Raw genomic sequence first — 18,620 nt, 5'->3', positions numbered from 1 at the left:
GCGCGTTCGCGATGGCGTAAAACGGAGAACCAGATGGCCTTTGCAATCAACGGAAAGTTTACTTCTCAGTCCATCACGGGGGTTCAACGCGTTGCGTATGAGCTGACGCGGGCCATGCAGATGCGCGCCGCGCCCGGTGACGAACCGGAAGTGTTCGTGCCGCAAAACGCGGTCGAGCCGGGGGCGCTGCTCAAACCGCAACGGCGCTTTCCGTGGCTGCGCGGCACGCTGTGGGAGCAGATCACGCTGCCAGTCGCCGCACGCGGCATCACGCTGCTGAGTCTGTGCAATACGAACCCGCTGTTCAAGCACAGTCAGGTGGTGATGGTTCACGACATGGCCGTCTTTGACGTGCCGCAAGGCTTTTCGAGGAAATTCCGGCTCTGGTATCGCATTTGTTTCGCGCTCTTGCCGCGCACGCATCCGATCGTTCTGACGGTCTCGACGTTTTCGAAAATGCGGATCTGCCATCACCTGAAAATCGACGAATCGCGTGTGAAAGTGGTGGCGCCCGGCGCGGATCATTTCGACCGGATCGTTGCCGACCCATCGGTGCTGCAACGGCTCGAATTGAACAAGGACGCCTATTGCGTGATCGTCGGCAGTCTCGATCCGCGCAAGAATCTGCGCGGCGTGCTCGATGCGATCGTGCGGCTCGGGCATCTGCGCGACGTCAAATTCGTCATCGTGGGAAAACAGTATCCACGCATCTTCAGCGGTGTAGGCGTCGAGCATCCTGTGCATTCGCGGCAGGTCGTGTGGGCAGGTTTCGTGTCGGACGCGGAGCTGAAGGCACTGTACGAGAGCGCTGGCTGCCTCGTGTTTCCGTCGTTATACGAAGGTTTCGGCCTGCCGCCTCTGGAAGCGATGTATTGCGGCTGTCCGGTGATCGCGTCGGCGCGCACGTCGATACCCGAAGCATGCGGCGATGCCGCCATGTACTGCGACGCGACCTCCGCGGACGACATCGCCGCAAAGATCGCGCAGATGATGAGCGACGCCGATCTTCGCCAACGTTATCGCAGCGCGGGGCTGCTGCATGCGCGCGAGTTTCGCTGGGAGCGCGCGGCGCAAACGGTGCTCGAAATCCTCGATGTCAAGACTGGCGAGCGGCTGCCCGAACTGACGCCGCGCGCGTCCGCGAGCTAGCGATGGGTGGGCACGAACATGGATCGCATGAAGACCTGTGCTGGCAGAAGACGTGCATTGCGCACACTCGCCGCGTTGGCGGCGGGTGCGGCCGCGCCGTTGTCGAATATCAGGCCCGCTGTCGCATTGGTACGGGACGCACCGACCGCCAACGCGCGCGCTCGCATGATCACCGATCTGATCGGCACGAACGGCTGGGCCGGATCGGCCGCCGACATCGAGATGTGGCGAGCGATGGGCATCAGCTGGGGGCGCGACACGGTCGGCCCCGGTCAGCCTCATGGGCCCGGCGAGGCGATGCGCATCGACAAAACGGGCTCGGCGTTCCAAAGCGATCTGCCGTCGGTGTTGTTGCGAAACGAGCGCAATGGAATCGGTTCGCTGCTGCTGCTCGGCTATACGCCGAGATGGAATGCGAGTGTGCCGGGTGACAGCAATTCGGCACCGGTCGATGTGGACGCGTGGAAGCGGTATGTCGACGCGGTGGTCCGTAAGTATTCAGCGCCGCCTTATAACCTGCGCTATTTCCAGATCTGGAACGAGGCGGCCGGCAAGTTGTCCGGCGGCTTGCCTCAGTCCGTCTTCTGGCACGGCCCGGAGTTCAGCAAGGACGAAAAACGCTCGAAACCGTACGAACGCGCGATGCAGGATTACGTCGAGCGGATTCATATTCCGGCGGCCCGCGTCATTCGCAGTTATCGCGCGTATGTGGTGTATGGCGGCTGGCCGGACCAGGGCGGCCTCGATAACTTCCACCGCTGGCTCGAATATCGCAGTCCGGTCTTGAAAGAGCGCATGCTCGATTGGGTCGACTACATCGACACGCACTACTTGCCGGTTGCCGATATGGAATCGCTGTACCAGCGATATGTGAAGAGCGGTCCCGCGCGCGGCATCTGGCAAACGGAGATCGGCAACGAGTACATGAAAGACCCGCACTATTTGCCGCGTTATTTCTTCGACTTCGCGGTGTGGGCGCTCGGCAGGAATTGGGACGACCCGAACAAGTACCTGTCGATGATCTATCACTGGGACGGCTATGAACCTTTTCGTCTCACGCATCCCGGTCCGCCTGAACGAACCTACAACGTTTCCGGTCGAAGCTTGGTCGTGTTGCATCAAACAGCGGGTGGGCATCTGGCGGGTTTTTCGAAGCCGCTGCAATGCGGTCCGGGTGTTGCTGCAAATGCCTTGCTTTCCGGCAACGACCTCGTGATGCAGGTGAGCAGCAACGCGGGCTGGCAGAACATTTCCATCGGCGGGCTGCAGCCGCTGCGCTCGCACGCGGTGCAGGTCGATTTCATCGATGCGCTGAGCGGCGAGGCGAGCGCACCGGACAAGGTTGCATTGAGTTGGGACAGCGATTTGATGAACGTGCGATTCAAGGTACCCGACCAGGTGAACGGCGCTGGTAATAATCCGCCCAAACATCTGGCTTATCTCGTGGTGCGTCGTGTGACGCAGGCAGTGGCATAGCGATATTTCGCGAGCATGACGACCGCCGGGAGCCGGCGGATCGAACCTGACGGATAGCGTTGACACATCATGAAGCAGGTCACCATTGCGATTTGCAATTACAACTACGAGCACTATCTGGCCGCGGCGATCGACTCGGCGCTCGCGCAGGATTATCCGGCGACCACCGTCATGGTCGTCGACGATGGCTCGACCGACGGTTCGCGCGCGATCATCGAAAGCTATGGCGATCGCGTACTGACGTTGTGCAAGAAAAACGGCGGGCAAGTATCCGCCTACAACTATGCAATCGCGTCGCTCACCACCGAGTATGTGATCCTTCTCGATTCCGATGACGTGCTGTACCCATCCGCGGTTACCGAAGTCATGCGCTTTTTCGAGGGCGGCGAGTGGGCCAAGGTGCAATTCCGGCTCGACGTGATTGACAACGAAGGCGCATTGACGGGCGCCTACGTGCCGAATAGCGAGCCGCCACACGACTGCGGCAGGCTGCTGCGCGGTGGGTGGCTCTATCCGTCCCCGCCCGCGTCTGGCAATGCTTACCGGGTGAGCGCGCTCAAGCAGATCTTCCCGGTTCCCGAAGAGGGTGTGAATCGCTATGGCGCGGACTTTTATGCGATCTATGGCGTCGCGCTGGCTGGACCGATCGCGACCGTGTCGAAGTCGCTAGGCGGCTACCGGGTGCATAACGCGGGCAGTGAAACGGTGTCGTTCGCGAACTCGGAACAACTGACGAAAGCACCGCGCGCGTTCAACATGCGCTGGGCCATTCTGCGCAATATCGCCAAAGATCGGCTCGACATAGAGCTACCGGCAACATTTCTCGACTTCTCACACGAGAAAGCGACATTCTGCTCTTCCGTTTATCGCGCGACCCTGTTCCGGCGTTGGCATTGGATGATCCTCGATTCGCGCAACTATCTGCACACGATCATTGCAAATCCGTTCTGGAGCCTGAAGAAGAAGCTCGGCACGCTCGTACTGTCGAGCCTGTGTCTCGTGCCTTATTCGCCGCTGTCGGATTTCGCGGTGCGTTATATCGCGAACCCGCTCGCGCGCCGTCGCGTCGCAGGACGCTGAGGCGAAGGAGGACGGCATGGATAGACGAACGAGCGCCAACCTGATCGTATTTGTTTACGCCGGTTATTTCATGAGGTACGTGTACCTCATGATCGTCGTGCCGTTCTATGGCCGGGTGCTCGGCGTGGCCGAATACGGCCGGGTACTCGCGTCGATGTCGCTGATGAACGCGATATGGATGCTCGTCGGCTTCGGCTTTGTATTCGTCGGCATGCGCGAGGTGGCGAAAGCGCAGTCGACCCAGGAATGCAATGCGATCTATTCGCTGCATGTCAGCGCGCGGCTGACACTCGCCGTGATCGGCGCGGGCATCGGCATCATTGCGACGTTCTGTTCACCGTTACTGTCGGAGCGGCCGCTGATCGGCCTGCTCGCGACCTTGCTAGGTATCGTGTCGGCATGCAATCTCGGCTGGCTGTTTCAGGGGCGGCAACACATTCGAACGCCGATCATGATCGAAGTGTTCGGCTTCGCGCTGAGTCTCGTGCTGGTGCTGACTCTCGTCAAAGGACCGAACGATGCCGTATGGGTGTTGGCGAGTCTGCTGATTGCGGGTATCGCGTCCTTGATCATTGCCTACGGTTTGACGACGTGGCAACTCGGCTGGCCGCGTCTGGCGTTTGCCGGCGTCCTGCCGCTCGTGCGCCGGTCGACGATGCTGTTCTGCTATTCGTCCGGCTCCGCCGTCCTGACGGCATCGTCGACGTATTTGCTGACCTTGTTCTCGACGCCCGCGGAGGTCGGCTATTTCGGCGCGGCCGAGCGTTTCGCGACGATCGGACTCGGCCTGATGGCCCCCGCGGCGCAAGTCTTTATTCCGACGATAACCCGGCAACTCGCGCAGGGCGACAAGGCGGGCGCGCATGTCACGACGCGGCGCGGCGCCATCTTGCTGCTCGGCTATGGCGTGCTCGTGCTGTGCGGCGCGTTGACGCTGTCGCCTTTCGTGTTGCCGCTGATTCTCGGCGCCGCGTTCGAGCCGAGCGTGCACGTGTTGCAGGTGTTTGCATGGATGTTCCCGTTCGCGGCTTTCAACGAGTTCGTCGCGCTCTATGTATTCGTGCCGCGCAGGAGAGACCGGGTGCTCGCGATTGCCGGCGTCGCCTCGGCGCTGGTCAATCTCGCAGCGGCGCTCATTCTCGCGCCGCGTTTTGGCGCGATTGGCATGGCCTCTGCTCGGGTGATCGGCGAAGCGGCGCTGTCGGTGACGCTGCTCAGCGTGTTGATTCGCCTCGAGCTGGTCGGGCTGTTGCCCGGCGCCGAGTGGGCGCTCGAGCGGGTGCGGGTGGTGTGCGGGCTTAGTACGCAGGCGGGCGGCGCAAAGGACGATTGAAGTGGCGCGTGGGTGTGTGGGAGTTTGGATGGATTGTCACAGGAGGTCGAAGTGAAAGTCGCTATTGTTCACGATTGGCTGGTAGTGTCCGGCGGCGCCGAGAAAGTATTGAAGAACATCATCGAGTGCTTCCCGGATGCGGATGTCTTTTCGATTGTCGATTTTCTCGAAGACCGCGATTGCGTGAAGGGGAAGTCCGTCAACACGTCATTCATCCAGAAGATGCCGTTTGCGCGAAGACGATACCGCGCCTATCTACCGTTGATGCCGATTGCGATCGAGCAGGTGGATCTGTCAGGCTACGATCTCGTCATTTCGAGCTCGCACGCGGTCGCGAAAGGCGTGTTGACCGGGCCGAACCAGATGCATATCAGCTACATTCATTCGCCGATCCGCTATGCGTGGGATCTGCAACATCAGTACCTGCGTGAATCCCATCTCGACACAGGCCTGCGCTCCGCGTTGGCGCGCGTGCTGCTCCATTACATTCGAGGCTGGGATTCGCGTTCCGCGAACGGCGTCGATCATCTCGTCGCGAATTCTCAGTTCATTGCGCGGCGTATCAGAAAGGCCTATCAGCGCGAATCGACCGTGATCTATCCGCCGGTCGATCTGGTGAACATGCCTATTGGTACGGAGAAAGAGGATTTTTACGTGACGGCGTCGCGGATGGTGCCTTATAAGCGTATCGATCTGATCGTTCAGGCCTTTTCGCAAACGCCTGAACGCAAGCTGGTCGTGATCGGCGACGGTCCCGAGATGAAGAAGATCAAAGCGGTGGCCGGCGACAACGTCCAGATTCTCGGGCATCAGCCGTCCGATGTGCTGGTCGATCATTTGCGGCGCGCGCGCGCGTTCGTGTTCGCGGCGGAAGAAGACTTCGGCATTTCGGTGGTCGAAGCGCAGGCATGCGGCACGCCGGTGATCGCCTTCGGCCGCGGTGGCGCGCTTGAATCGGTGGTGGGATTGCCGCTCGAGCGACCCACCGGGGTTTTCTTCGGTGAGCAAAGCACCGCGTCGTTGCTCGAAGCCGTTACCCGGTTCGAGAGCAACGCAGCCCTATTCGACGCACGCGTGTGCCGCAAGAATGCCGAGCGGTTTTCGTCGGAGAACTTCAAGAAGGCCCTGATGGGCTTCGTCGACGCGCGGCTCCCGTATGCGTGCGTCGAACAGTTTCTTCCCTATGCGCCGAGTCAGTCGCTACCGGCCGAAGAACGTCATCTTGCCGACGTTACGCCCTGAGTCGGGCGCTGGGGCACGGGCTGCGCAGCTCGCGTGCCCACGATGCCCGCCTTGCGCGCTCCGCGCGGGCCGGGCCTGAATGCGGTGGCCGCCAGCGGACGCGCGGCTAGCAGCAGCGAGATCACCAGAGAAAGAATCAATACATTCGACGGCGAAACGAGCCGATGCTCGGTTGCCGACATCACCAGCAGGCAAACCGACGAAATCTCCACGAAGCGGAACGCCGCGAACTGGCGGCCGCCCTCGACCAACGCGGCATACGCCGCCCCCTGCCTGCTCCACTCGATCAGTCTCCAGAAGAACGCGAGGATCAGCGTCAAGCCCACTACGCCGAGCTCGGCGAGGATATTCAGATACGAGTTGTGAGCGTGCGAGTCGCTGTGCTCGATCACTATGTCGGACGGCACCGCGAACAGATGGAAGTACGAGGTGAGGCTGCCGATGTGGTCGTCGAAGGAGCCGAAGCCGAGACCGACGAGCGGGCTTTGCACGAAATACGCGAGCGCTCGCGGCCACAACCACTCGTAGCGAATGTCGAGGTTGTTGACCTTGGCGTCATTGGCGTGAATCGCGAACGTATAGCCCATGTAGTCGACGTTCGGCTGGGTATGGTAGATCGCGACGGCGACCGAGGCGAGCAGCAGCGCGGCTATCAGCGTGCCGAGCATCCAGCGCTTGCGGCCAAAGTACAGATAGGGCAGAACGGCCGCCGCGCCAAGCAGCGAGCCACGGCTGTAGGTCGAAAACAGCATCAGCACATTGCAGGCGAGCAGCGCGATCAGCAGCTTGCTGCGTTTTTGCAGGTAGCACGCTATGCCGAGACAGAACAGCATCGCCAGGAAGCCGCCGGCTGCGTTGCGCGCAATGAAGTAGCTGCCGAAACTGTCGGCCGGATTAACGAAGATGCTGAACAGCCCGTTCGTGGCGATGTAGTAGACGTACATCGGCAGATTGACGACGACCGCGAAAATGAACAGCGCACGCAGTACCTTGTGCAGATCCAAGCGGTGCGCATACACGAAACCGGCAAAAATGGGCGCATAGGAAATGAAAAAATTGCCGTCGCGCCGATAAAAGTCGAAGTCGAGGAACGACTGCGGATCATAGAGCAGCGTCGAGACGGTCGCGAGCACCGTGAAAGCGGTAAGCGGCGCGATGAATGCGGGATAACTGCGGCCGTAAAAGCGCCATGCCAGCAATAGCAACGGGACAAAGCCGATCGCACTGATGGGCACGAAATTCGTGACCGTCAGGAAAAGTGCGACTAGCGAAATATAGGCCATTGCAACTCCAGAAAAACGAATGGCGCGCCGGTTGGGGTTGTGCCCATGCGCTGGATGATGGCGAGATTGGAACAGCGGAAAACTCACAGTGTGGGCCGCGCGGGGATCACACCGCTGTTTATCTTTGACATGAATGCCACGGGACGTTCATTAAACGGTAGCACGTGTCGCTGCTTATTTCCAATCGTGCGCCCTGCAATAGAAGTGCAAGCTCGTTCGCAAGCTTGTTAAATCCAGTCCGCGAGCACCGCCAAAACTTCCGCGCTTCGCGCCAGATGGGCTGCGTCGCAATCTGGTCTAACTATGATGAATTCATCGGGGCACGATGTCGACTAGATCCGATGCAGGTCGTTTGCCGCATTCGATCTTTCGTTTCAATCGTTTTCCGGTCGTCGTTGTCGAGCAGACCATTGCGATTCGGCCAGTCGTTTCCGTACTTCCCGATCGAGCCGGATTCGCCGTAGGCGCATGCATCTTTCACTGCGAACCGAACTACTGGTCTGGTCCGTTTGACGCGCACGCCCTGTCATGAATCACATCAGACGGTATTTGCGTGGATCGCGGCACACCGCGTTATGCGGTGTCCTCGAGGGAAACGCGTTCCCGAGCCGGTTTCAATGCGAAGGAGTGAGCGATGGGCAAGGTTACCGCGGCAGCAGCCGCAGCGGATGTCGAAACGATACGACAGGATTCTGCCGAGGCGGAGTTGCCGACGCTCGTGCAGGTGATTCTCGCCGGTGGTTCCGGCACCCGGTTGTGGCCGGTGTCGCGCGAACAGTTTCCAAAACAACTGATCGACGTGATCGGCAATCAGACTTTGCTGCAAGCAACCATGGGGCGCATGGCGGGTTTTGATGGCGCATGGAACGTCGCGGCCGATCCCGTGATCGTCTGCGGAACCGAGCATTATTTCGCCACTTACGAGCAGGCGCGCGAGATCGGCGTGACCGCGCGGATCGTGGTCGAACCCGCGCGTCGCGATACGGCGCCGGCATTGACGCTTGCCGCGTTGACGGCATGCGCGGAAGACGAAGACGCCATTCTGGTCGCAATGCCCGCCGACCATGCGATCGCGAATCTCGAAGCGCTTCACCACGCGCTGGACATCGCCGCGAGGCAGGCGCGCGACGGCGCGATCGTCACGCTAGGCGTACCGCCCGAACGGCCCGACACGGGCTTCGGTTATATCCGGCTCGGCGACGCGTTGCCAGACGGCGCGCGCCGCATCGAGCGCTTCGTCGAGAAGCCCGCGACGGAACTCGCGGCCCAGTACGTCGCGTCGGGCAATTACTGGTGGAATAGCGGCATCTTCGTCGTGCGAGCGTCGGTTTGGCTCTCCGTCATCGAGCAGTTTCAGCCGGACATGCACGCGGCCTGCGTTCAGGCATACCGCGACGCGAAGAAGACTGAAGAATGCATCATGCCGGACGCCGAGGGGTTCCTGGGTTCGCCGTCCGACTCGATCGACTATGCGGTGATGGAACAGCTTGGCAAACCGGAGTCGGCGTTTTCCGGCGTGGTGGTGCCGCTCGAAGCAGGCTGGTCCGATCTCGGCTCGTGGGATGCCGTATGGCAAGCGATGGAGAAGGACGACTGCGGTAACGCGGCCAGCGGCCGCGTGCTGTTCGAAGGGGCCACCGCGACCTACGCACGCTCGCAAGGAGGCAGGCTTCTCGCCTGCGTCGGCACCAACAACATGATCGTGATCGAGACCGACGACGCGGTGCTCGTCGCGGATCGCTCGCATGTGCAGGATATCAAGGGACTCGTGTCGCGGATCAGGGCCGAGAAGTCGCCGGAGGCCGATGCGCACAGAAAAGTGCGTCGTCCCTGGGGCTTTTACGACTCGATCGATCATGGCGAGCGCTTTCAGGTGAAGCGCATCGTCGTGATGCCCGGCGGCCGTCTGTCGTTGCAGATGCATCATCATCGCGCCGAGCATTGGGTCGTGGTGTGTGGAACCGCACACGTCACGCGCGGGCAAGAGCAGTTTCTTCTTGGCGAAAACGAATCGACCTATATCCCGTTGGGTGTTCGCCATCGGCTCGAAAATCCGGGCCGCGTGCCGCTGCAGATCATCGAGGTGCAGTCGGGTACTTATCTCGGCGAAGACGACATCGTTCGTTTCGACGACAAGTACGGGCGTTGTGGCTGATGCGACGGAGTCGACCTGCTACGTCCTATGAGGGGGCTGTGATGCGATTGCTGACTGGTCTACTGGCGAGAGCGTTCGACGTCGCGATGATCGTGGCTGGGGCATTTGCGGCCTCCCAGATCCGCTTCGACGGCGGCTCGCAACGGAGCTTTTATTTCGCCTTCGTCGCTTTTGCTGCGGCGTTCGCTCTCGCGGTCTTTCCGGCGCTCGGCGTCTACCAATCGTGGCGTGGCCGCTCGAAGAGAGTGCTGGCGAGCCAGGTGGCGCTCGGCTGGCTCGTCGTGCAGGCCTGCGCGATGGTGCTGATGTTCTCGCTGCACCGGATCGATTTCGTGTCGCGACTCTGGTTCGTGTACTGGACCGGCATTTCGGGCGCGGCAATGATGGCCGGCCGGCTGGTCACGCATGCGTTGCTTGGGCGCATGCGTCATGCGGGGATGAACTTGCAGCAGGTCGCGGTGGCGGCGTGCGGCGAACATTGCGACGAGATCATCCATAAGATCGAGACGTCGCCCGCGGCCGGCTTTCGCGCGAATGCGCTGTATAACCTGCACCCCGGCTGCTGCATTGCGCCGCGCTCGTCGGTGCAGGTCTTCGAAGAACAGGGTGCGTTCGCTCGCTACGTGCGCGAACAGCAGATCGGCGAAGTGTGGCTGGCGCTGCCGCTCACCGAGGAGCGCGCGATTCTCAAGCTGGTGGCGGAGTTTCGCAACGACCTGATCAACGTGCGCTTCATGCCCGACGTGCGCTCGCTTGCGCTGTTCGAAGGCAGCATGACCGAGTTGCTCGGCTTGCCGACGATCAATCTTGCCGCGTCGCCGCTGCCGCCGAAGGCGTTGGTGCAAAAAGACCTGTTCGATCGTCTGTTCGCGCTCGTCGCGTTGATCGCGATCTCGCCGATACTGCTGGGCTGCGCGATCGCCGTCAAACTGAGTTCGCGCGGGCCGGTGTTCTTCACGCAGTGTCGCAAAGGCGCCGACGGCCGCGTATTTACGATCTACAAGTTTCGCACGATGCGCCTGCACGAGCAGAAGCCGGGCATTCTCGAACAGGCCACGCGCGACGATCCACGCATCACGACCGTCGGCGCGTTCCTGCGCCGCACGAGTCTCGACGAACTACCGCAGTTCTTCAACGTGTTGCGCGGCGATATGTCGGTGGTGGGGCCGCGCCCGCATGCGCTCGAACACGACGATCTCTATCAGAACATCGTATCGGGCTATATCCACCGTTATCGGATCAAACCCGGCATTACCGGGTGGGCGCAGATCAACGGCTATCGCGGCGAAACCGATCGCCTGGAAAAGATGGAGGGCCGCGTCGCTCACGATCTGTACTACCTGCGCAACTGGTCGTTCTGGCTCGACATGAAGATCATTCTGGCCACGATTTTCAAGGGGCTTCATCATCCAAACGCGTACTGAGCATGATGCTATCCGGAGTTGAAAATATAGTAAGACGATCTGCGAAGCGGGTCTCGCTTTACCGCTTTCACCACGATCACGAATTGCAGGCGAGAAAAATATTGGAGCGACTCGAAAGCAGGTATGGCAAGACCGATCCGAACAAACTGCGGCTCGCGGACACCTATGCGCGAGACGTGTTCGGCGACCCGGTCTACGCACCCTGGCTGCGCGTTTATACCGCGTTTTGCGGCACCTTCAAGGAAGGCTGGATTCCGGACAACTACTACGGCATCGTCGTCGTGCCGCAAATGCAAGGCTGGTACGGCAAGATTTCGAGCCTCAAGCCGATTTCACGGCTGATCTTCGACGGCGACGAATTGCCGGACGTCGCGTACTTTGCCAATGGGCTGTTCTTTACCGACAAGGGCGTCGTGGTGCCCGAGCGCGATCTGACAGACGTCGTGTTCGAGCATACCGAACGCGTCGTATTCAAGCTCGACGGTTCCGGACAGGGCAACGGTGTCTACTTCTTCGACCGTGCCAACTTCGACCCCGCGGTCATCAGGTCGCTCGGCAATGGCGTGATTCAGACGTTCATCAACCAGCACAGTCTGTTCGCTACGTTTGCTGCGAAGCCGGTGGCGACATTGCGCTTCACGACCGTGGTGGACGAGGCCGGTCGCATTTCCATTCGGGCCTGCTACTTGCGACTCGGCAGAGCGGACGATACGCATGTGCTGAGCGATCGCGAGATATGCGTGCCGGTCGAACTCGAAACGGGCGAACTGTGCGACGAGGGGTATATGAGCGACTGGGCCGCGGTGGACGCGCATCCAGACTCGGGCGCGCGCTTTGCGGGCCTGAAGATCCCATGTTTCGAGAAATGCGTGGCCACCGTGCTACGCCTGCACAGGAAGATTCCGTTTGCGCGCTGCATCGGCTGGGATCTCGCGGTCGACGCGAACGGCCAGGTCAAGGTGATGGAGTGGAACGGCAAGCACAACGACGTCAAATTCAGCGAGGCGACGCAAGGCCCGTGCTTCGCTGATCTGAACTGGGAACGGCTGAGGGCCGAACCAGAGTTTGCACGGCTGTCACTGGGCTGATCGGGCAGGCCAAAAAAACGTAGTAGGAGACGCGACGTGAGCGAACAGTTATGGTGCGTCCATATCGAAGGACTGAACGACTTCATTGCCGTGGATTCGGAGGAATCGGCGCGGTACGAGGCGTCGCAGATCAATGCGTATATCGATCGCGCCGACAGAAGCTCGCGCGCCGCCCGCTTGCGCGCGGTGGTCGTCGAATGGCCGTATGGCGCCGACGCTCACGCAAGAGCGCTCGATGACGACTGGCACGATCTGCAACGTATGCCACACAGACAGCAGGCCGTCGCGCGGTCCGGCGGCGCGTTGTCGAATCTCGCGCGACGCGTTAGAGAACTGCTGAGCGTCGCGCGCACGGGGAAGGACGATGCGTGAAGCGCGGCTATGGCAAAGCGCGTTATGCGGGCAGTGGCACGTCCTCGATCAGATCAGCCGAGAGGCTTCCCAACCGACGACTGACACCGGCGGGCGCGGCAGCGGTTCTCGCTGGCACTGACCGGCGTCGATCACTGACGGAGAAGGCGGCTCAATGCCGTCTTTTCTTGTTGAGCGGCGATACCGGAAAGATGGACCCGAAAATCAGATACCCGCAACGATTGTGAGTATCTGTAAAAACGGTTTTATCTCAGATTAAAGTCATTGACTGTGATTCGTTTTAGATGGTTAATTCGTCGGGTGTGTTCTGGAAAACCAGCAGAGGTCAAATGGAGCAACAGAAACAGGAAGACGCCGGGGGCAAGGAAGAATGCCAGCTTTGCCGCGTGACATATTCAATATATTCAAACTTCCCGCCAATGCCGTCCGCCATGGCTCTGAACGTCGAAACCGGCGAATGGTTTCGGCTGGATAGGCTTCGGTCGTATTCAAACGGTTACGATATGGCCGAAGCCCTCGGTTACGCATGGGCGTGCGATTGCCGCGGACGCAAGGCAGCGCCAGAGCCAGCGTCGAAGCGTTTCACTCACGACGAGCAATACGCGCTCAAAGATCGCGACGGCAAACCGCTCGCTAATGTGCGTTACCGGATCATTCTTGACGGTGAGCGGGTGAAAACGGGAACTACGAATGCGCAAGGGGCAAACCGAGCGTATCGCGACCATTTTTGAATCGAGCTTGAGGTTTTATATTGCGGAGGCAATCAGGGATGAATGATTTTGATGATCGGAATAAATACGGGTTCAAGACCGACGAAAATGAAGAATGGTTCGAGGTACACACTGGTGCTCTTCATGAACGAGTGCCTTTCGTGGGGAGGAACGAATCCCGAACAGGCAATCGATAACGCTGACAGCATCGCCGGATACGTTATCTACAATGCGTAAACTTTACGTCATCATTTCGGCTCTGATATCGGGACATGTTTTTGCATGTATGCCTGGCGAGAATTTCGATATCTACTTTCCACCAAATAGTGCCGTTATCTCCGTTGATGAGGTTTTAAGGCTTGCTAACTGGGTAGTCGATCAAAAGATTACATATGCGAATCACAAAACCAAGGAAACAACGCTAGTAAGTGGGCATGCTGAGGAACGCGAACAGAACGCAACCCAGTTGGCCCAAGCTCGCCTGATAGCGGGTAAAGCGGTGCTGGATCAATTTGGCTTCTTGCGTGGAACGGTAAAGACCAGTTCGCGCGTCTATTCGAAGAACGATGTCGAAAACGGCCGGCGTGTTGAAATATCGTTTGAGCCCGATTGTCCTAACAAGTGTTGTACGGGTCAATAGCGCTTACATCCAATGTGCGTTAAGTTGTGATTGAGTCGATCCGCCGCGTGCGGTCGACGCCGCCGCGTGCCGAGCAGTTCGTCGAGCGAGCGGATCTGCTGGCTCAGCGCGGGCTTCGCGGTATGCAGCCGCTTCGCGGCGCGGCTGAAGTTGAGTACCTCCGCGAGAATGACGAAGCACTGTAGAGCCCCGAGGTTCATGCTGGGCAAGAGCGAGCACAACCAGTGCGGGGTGCGAGGCAATAGAGGAGGAACCCGCCGTGGTGGTGGCGGGTCCGGGATCATTGTTTCGGCGGGAGCGGCGCGAAATGATCCCCGTCACGATGATTGGTGACGACGTAGCCATCTCGCTTGGGTATCTTCAGGAAGAACAGCACCGGCGCGGTAGCCGGATCGCCACCGCATTCGGGGGTGTGTTTCTCATGAACCCCGACGATGAAATAGCGCTTCTCATCGGATACGTCGAACATCAGGCATTGGGTGCGGTTGGAGGATAGATGGTGGCTCTGGGTAACTTTCGCTGCCCGGTCCGCTGCCTGATCCGCTGTGGCGGTCGTCTGCCCCGATGCCATTGCGTGCACGCTGGCGAGAAGCGGAGCGAAGGTCACCAATCGTGTCCTCAAGGTTTTGTCTGTTCTACCGGACGTCATATTGATCGAGATGGCGTGAGCGAATGATGCTGATCAGTTTTGCGCCGTACTGCGGGTCGGTCGCATGGAGCCCCAATCTATACCTGACAGTCAACGCTCGGCTATGGGCGAAGGATGAAAGCGATAACCCCCAGTGATCGCTGTATCCAAACAATTCATTGGTCAACTATCACCCGGCTTCTGATAATGTGCGCACAAAACAAGCCATAGCGGACGCCAACGTCGGAGCATCGGCGCGGGCTCACGCGACAATCCGGAGGAGACGATGCTGCGACCCAAGGTCAGCCGGGCGGTTCTCGCACTCATGTGCGCGATGTCGTTCATCTTGTATCTCGATCGCGTCAACCTGTCGGCGGCGGCCGGGCTGATCCGCGACGATCTGCATCTGAGCAATACCAACGTCGGCCTCGTGTTCGCCGCGTTCGCATACACGTACGCGCTGTGCCAGGTGATCGGCGGCTGGGTCAGCGACCGCTTCGGCGCGAAGCTCACGCTCGTGACCTGCGCAAGCATCTGGATCGTCGCGACGGTCGCGACCGGTCTCGCGGGCGGGCTCGCGTCGCTGTTCGGCGCGCGGCTTTTGCTCGGCATCGGTGAAGGCGCGGCGCTGCCCGCGCAGGCGCGGGCGCTGACCAACTGGTTCCCCTCGAACCGGCGCGGCTTCGTGCAAGGCCTCACGCATTCGTTCTCGCGGCTCGGCAATGCGATCACACCGCCGCTGATCGCGCTGCTGGTCGCGTATTCGTCGTGGCGGGTGTCGTTTCTCGCGGTCGGCGCGCTGACGTTCGTGTGGGTCGTGGTCTACGCATGGTATTTCACCGACGACCCGCGCAAGCATCGCCATATGACCGCGGAGCAGGAAACGCAATTGCCGCCGGTCCGTCAATCCGCGGTCGAAGCGACTCGCGAGCCCACGCCGTGGCGGCGTCTGCTCAAACGCATCGCACCAACGATGCTCGTCTACTTCTGTTACGGCTGGACCGGCTGGCTGTTCTTCACCTGGCTGCCCACGTTCTTCATGCACGGTCGCGGCCTCGATCTGAAAAGCTCGGCGATGTTCTCCGCGGGCGTGTTTCTGTCCGGCGTGGTCGGCAATACCGCGGGCGGCGTGCTCAGCGACCGCGTGTTGAAGCGTACGCGCAACGTCGTCGCGGCGCGCCGCAACGTGATCATCTGCGCGTTTCTCGGCGCTTTGGTGTTCCTCGCGCCGGTGATGGTCGTGAAGTCGCTGCCGGTCATGGCAGCGTGCATGAGCCTGTCGTTCTTCTTCCTCGAAATGACGATCGGGCCGATCTGGGCCGTGCCGATGGACATCTGCCCGCGGCACGTCGGTGTCGCGAGCGGGCTCGTGAATGCGGGCTCGGCGGTTGCGGGGATTTTCACGCCGATCGTGTTCGGCCTGATCGTGGACCGCACGGGTAGCTGGACGCTGCCGTTCGCGGGCTCGCTCGGACTGCTCGCGCTCGGCATCGTCGCGACCTTCTTCATGCGGCCGGATATTCCGCTCGACGCGGCTCGCGCTCACCCGGATCTCGCGGACATCAATGCGGGCGGCGAATTGCGCTTCGCAGAAAACCTCACGCCGCGCGAATCGAATCGATGACCAGTTGCATCGCCGGCGTGATGCGCCGGTTTCTGCGCAGAATCAGCCCATACGGTGCGAGCCGGCCGCGTAGCGGCGTCGCGATCGCGGCGATCGCATCGAGCGCGACGTAGTACTGCGCGACCGAACTCGGCAGCACGGCGAGCATGTCCGAGTCGCGCAGCAACGACAGCGTGGTCAGAATCGACGACGTCTCGACCGTGCTGACCGGCGGCGCAACGCGCGACTCGCGAAACGTTTGATCGATGACCTGGCGCATCGGGCTCGGATGCGGCTGGATGATCCACGGATAGCGCGCGAGGTCCGTGAGCTTCGGCCGCGTGCCCGTTTGCTTGCCTGTTTTCACGGCCGGATGATCGGGCCGCACGACGATCGACAGCGCCTCTTCCGCCAACGTCTCGAAGCTCAGATCGAGCGCCGGAAAACCATCGGGAATCCGGCCAATCATGATATCGAGCTGATCCTGTTGCAGCGACTGCACGAGCACGTCGCTGGTGTCGATCGTGACCGCCATCTGCAGGCGCGGGTGCGCTTCCTTCAGCTTGACGATCGTGTGCGTCAGCAATTCGGGCGACGGCGCCATCACCGCGCCGATGCGCACCTTGCCGATGTCGCCGGCCTCGATGCCGGCCAACTCCTCGCGCAGCTCGTCGAGATCCTGGAACACGACGCGCGCATAGCGCATCACGGCCTCGCCGAAGATCGTCGGCTCCATGCCGCGCGCATGGCGCACGAACAGCGATACGCCGAGCGTGTCCTCCAGTTCCTGCAAGGCCTTGGTCGCGGCGGGCTGGGTCATCGCGAGATCGTCGGCGGCACGCCGCAGCGATTCCGTTTCCGACAGCGCGACCATCAGTTGCAGATGACGCAGGCGCAAGCGTTTGCGAATGGTGGAGGCGGGCGGGATCATGAGCGATAACTTTAGCGAATCGACCGATTCGAATTATTCAGTGGTCAGTTATCGGATAGTTTCGCACACTAGCGGTTATCGCAGGACGGCCAATCGCAACGCCGTTCGCGTTGACAAGACAAAACCGGAGACGACGCATGACGATGACCGCGAGCCCCGCGCTCGACAGCGCGATTACCAAAGCGCGCACGAGGCTGCTGCCTTTTCTGATCCTGATGTACGTACTGGCGTTCATCGACCGCGCGAACGTCGGCTTCGCGAAGAACGTGCTGCAGGCCGACACGGGCTTGAGCGATGCGGCGTTCGCGTTCGGCGCCGGCATTTTCTTCGTCGGCTATGCGGTGTTCGAAGTACCGAGCAACCTGCTGATGTACCGCTTCGGCGCGCGCATCTGGATGAGCCGCATCATGGTCACGTGGGGCATCGTGTCCGCGTGCACCGCCTTCGTCGACAGCGCCACGAGCTTCTATGTGCTGCGCACGCTGCTCGGCATCGCCGAAGCCGGTTTCTTTCCCGGCATCATCCTGTTCCTGTCGAACTGGTTTCCCGCCAAAACGCGCTCGCAGACGATGGGCATGTTCTATTTCGGCTTCCCGCTCGCCCTCCTGCTCGGCAGCCCGATCTCGGGTCTGCTGCTCGATGCGGGCAATCCGTTCGGCATGCATCCGTGGCAATGGCTGTTCGTCGTCGAGGGGCTGGCGGCGTCGGTGGTGGGTGTCGTCGCTTACTTCTATCTGACCGACCGGCCCGTGCAGGCGCACTGGCTCGATGCCGAAGAGCGTGACGCGCTCGATCATGCGTTGCGCCAGGAAGACCGCCAGAAGCTCGCGCATGGTCCGGCTTCGGTGCTCGCGGCGCTGCGCGATTCGCGCGTACTGTTCTGCGGCCTGATCTACTTCGCGGTGCAGATGAGCGTGTACGGCGTCGTGTTCTATCTGCCAACCCGCATCGCCGGGCTCGCAAGCGGCGGCCATGTCGGCGTCGAGGTCGGAATGCTGACAGCGATTCCGTGGATCGCCGCGATCATCGGCACGTTCTGGGTGACGCGCTACGCCGACCGCCACGGTCATCACCGTATCTGGGCCGCGGCGATGCTCGCGCTCGCGGCGTTCGGCATTGCCGCGTCGGCGATGACGTCGTCGGTCACGCTTGCGATTGCCGCCTTCTGTTTCGCCGCCATCGGTTTCGTCTGCGTGCAGCCATTGTTCTGGACGCTGCCCACCGGTTATCTGGGCGGCGCCGCGGCCGCGGGCGGCATCGCGTTGATCAATTCGATCGGCAATCTGGGCGGCTTCGTCGCGCCGAATCTGAAGGGGCTGGCCGAGCGCGCGCTCGGCTCTTCGCAGGCGGGTATGTTCTCGCTCGCGGTGGTCGGCCTGATCGGCGCATTGCTGCTGCTGACGTTCCGCTTCGCCCCTGCCGCCTCCCATTCCGTCTCTCATCGCAGCGGCCCGCTCGGCGAACGCTTGGGCCACTGACTCTCTGATTCTCTGAAGGAAATCGTCG

16 protein-coding genes and 1 pseudogene are annotated in these 18,620 nt (G+C 60.9%); 13 read left to right on the top strand and 4 right to left on the bottom strand.

What is annotated here, in order from left to right:
• The first annotated feature begins 33 nt into the window (after nucleotides 1–33).
• From OKW35_RS45950 to OKW35_RS45930, 5 genes are all read left to right on the top strand, one after another.
• Entirely contained in the window at nucleotides 34–1,149 is a 1,116-nt protein-coding gene (locus OKW35_RS45950) for a glycosyltransferase family 4 protein (protein ID WP_429555526.1), read from the top strand.
• An 18-nt stretch (nucleotides 1,150–1,167) separates the two neighbouring features.
• Nucleotides 1,168–2,625: a hypothetical protein gene (locus OKW35_RS45945; RefSeq protein ID WP_429403597.1), complete on the top strand. Its 1,458-nt coding sequence runs from the start codon at nucleotides 1,168–1,170 to the stop codon at nucleotides 2,623–2,625.
• A 69-nt stretch (nucleotides 2,626–2,694) separates the two neighbouring features.
• The gene (locus OKW35_RS45940; protein WP_429555525.1) at nucleotides 2,695–3,705 is read left to right on the top strand and encodes a glycosyltransferase family A protein; all 1,011 of its coding nucleotides are present in this window, start codon (nucleotides 2,695–2,697) and stop codon (nucleotides 3,703–3,705) included.
• 16 nt (nucleotides 3,706–3,721) lie between these two features.
• The gene (locus tag OKW35_RS45935; protein ID WP_429555524.1) at nucleotides 3,722–5,038 is read left to right on the top strand and encodes a lipopolysaccharide biosynthesis protein; all 1,317 of its coding nucleotides are present in this window, start codon (nucleotides 3,722–3,724) and stop codon (nucleotides 5,036–5,038) included.
• Nucleotides 5,039–5,089: 51 nt separating this feature from the next.
• Complete coding sequence (locus tag OKW35_RS45930) at nucleotides 5,090–6,280, top strand: glycosyltransferase family 4 protein (RefSeq protein ID WP_184039594.1); 1,191 nt, start codon at nucleotides 5,090–5,092, stop codon at nucleotides 6,278–6,280.
• On the opposite strand, the gene OKW35_RS45925 is transcribed toward OKW35_RS45930, so the two are convergent.
• Nucleotides 6,256–7,563 carry an O-antigen ligase family protein gene (locus tag OKW35_RS45925; RefSeq protein WP_429555523.1) on the bottom strand — a complete coding sequence of 436 codons (1,308 nt, stop codon included), beginning with the start codon at nucleotides 7,561–7,563 and terminating at the stop codon, nucleotides 6,256–6,258. The two genes, OKW35_RS45930 and OKW35_RS45925, sit on opposite strands and share 25 nt — an antisense overlap.
• Before the next feature lie 634 nt (nucleotides 7,564–8,197).
• On the opposite strand from OKW35_RS45925, the gene OKW35_RS45920 reads away from it, so the two are divergent.
• The 6 genes from OKW35_RS45920 (at nucleotide 8,198) to OKW35_RS45895 (ending at nucleotide 13,952) form a co-directional block, all read left to right on the top strand.
• Entirely contained in the window at nucleotides 8,198–9,718 is a 1,521-nt protein-coding gene (locus OKW35_RS45920; protein ID WP_429352351.1) for a mannose-1-phosphate guanylyltransferase/mannose-6-phosphate isomerase, read from the top strand.
• A gap of 41 nt (nucleotides 9,719–9,759) precedes the next feature.
• The gene (locus OKW35_RS45915) at nucleotides 9,760–11,142 is read left to right on the top strand and encodes an undecaprenyl-phosphate glucose phosphotransferase (protein WP_429510040.1); all 1,383 of its coding nucleotides are present in this window, start codon (nucleotides 9,760–9,762) and stop codon (nucleotides 11,140–11,142) included.
• Nucleotides 11,143–11,144: 2 nt separating this feature from the next.
• Nucleotides 11,145–12,230 (top strand): sugar-transfer associated ATP-grasp domain-containing protein, encoded by a 1,086-nt coding sequence (locus OKW35_RS45910; RefSeq protein ID WP_429403591.1) that lies wholly within the window; start codon nucleotides 11,145–11,147, stop codon nucleotides 12,228–12,230.
• A 36-nt stretch (nucleotides 12,231–12,266) separates the two neighbouring features.
• Complete coding sequence (locus OKW35_RS45905; RefSeq protein WP_184064884.1) at nucleotides 12,267–12,602, top strand: hypothetical protein; 336 nt, start codon at nucleotides 12,267–12,269, stop codon at nucleotides 12,600–12,602.
• Nucleotides 12,603–12,931: 329 nt separating this feature from the next.
• Nucleotides 12,932–13,333: a hypothetical protein gene (locus tag OKW35_RS45900; protein ID WP_184067495.1), complete on the top strand. Its 402-nt coding sequence runs from the start codon at nucleotides 12,932–12,934 to the stop codon at nucleotides 13,331–13,333.
• Nucleotides 13,334–13,541: 208 nt separating this feature from the next.
• Entirely contained in the window at nucleotides 13,542–13,952 is a 411-nt protein-coding gene (locus OKW35_RS45895; RefSeq protein WP_184067498.1) for a hypothetical protein, read from the top strand.
• A 20-nt stretch (nucleotides 13,953–13,972) separates the two neighbouring features.
• On the opposite strand, the pseudogene OKW35_RS45890 reads toward OKW35_RS45895, so the two are convergent.
• A pseudogene (locus tag OKW35_RS45890) lies at nucleotides 13,973–14,152 on the bottom strand (LysR family transcriptional regulator); the annotation flags it as partial.
• Nucleotides 14,153–14,232: 80 nt separating this feature from the next.
• Nucleotides 14,233–14,559 (bottom strand): hypothetical protein, encoded by a 327-nt coding sequence (locus tag OKW35_RS45885; RefSeq protein WP_429555522.1) that lies wholly within the window; start codon nucleotides 14,557–14,559, stop codon nucleotides 14,233–14,235.
• A gap of 307 nt (nucleotides 14,560–14,866) precedes the next feature.
• On the opposite strand from OKW35_RS45885, the gene OKW35_RS45880 reads away from it, so the two are divergent.
• Nucleotides 14,867–16,204: an MFS transporter gene (locus OKW35_RS45880; RefSeq protein WP_184055822.1), complete on the top strand. Its 1,338-nt coding sequence runs from the start codon at nucleotides 14,867–14,869 to the stop codon at nucleotides 16,202–16,204.
• Here OKW35_RS45880 and OKW35_RS45875 read toward each other — a convergent pair.
• A complete protein-coding gene (locus OKW35_RS45875; protein ID WP_429352346.1) occupies nucleotides 16,179–17,114 on the bottom strand; it encodes a LysR family transcriptional regulator in 936 nt (311 codons plus the stop codon). The genes OKW35_RS45880 and OKW35_RS45875 overlap by 26 nt on opposite strands.
• 137 nt (nucleotides 17,115–17,251) lie before the next feature.
• On the opposite strand from OKW35_RS45875, the gene OKW35_RS45870 reads away from it, so the two are divergent.
• Nucleotides 17,252–18,592 carry an MFS transporter gene (locus tag OKW35_RS45870; RefSeq protein WP_429555521.1) on the top strand — a complete coding sequence of 447 codons (1,341 nt, stop codon included), beginning with the start codon at nucleotides 17,252–17,254 and terminating at the stop codon, nucleotides 18,590–18,592.
• Nucleotides 18,593–18,620: the final 28 nt, after the last annotated feature.

Origin of the sequence: Paraburkholderia sp. MM5477-R1, from assembly GCF_050436385.1 — a bacterium.
Lineage (GTDB): Bacteria > Pseudomonadota > Gammaproteobacteria > Burkholderiales > Burkholderiaceae > Paraburkholderia > Paraburkholderia tuberum.
Note: the sequence above shows the minus strand (reverse complement) of the source record. Positions and strands in the feature narration are given on the sequence as shown.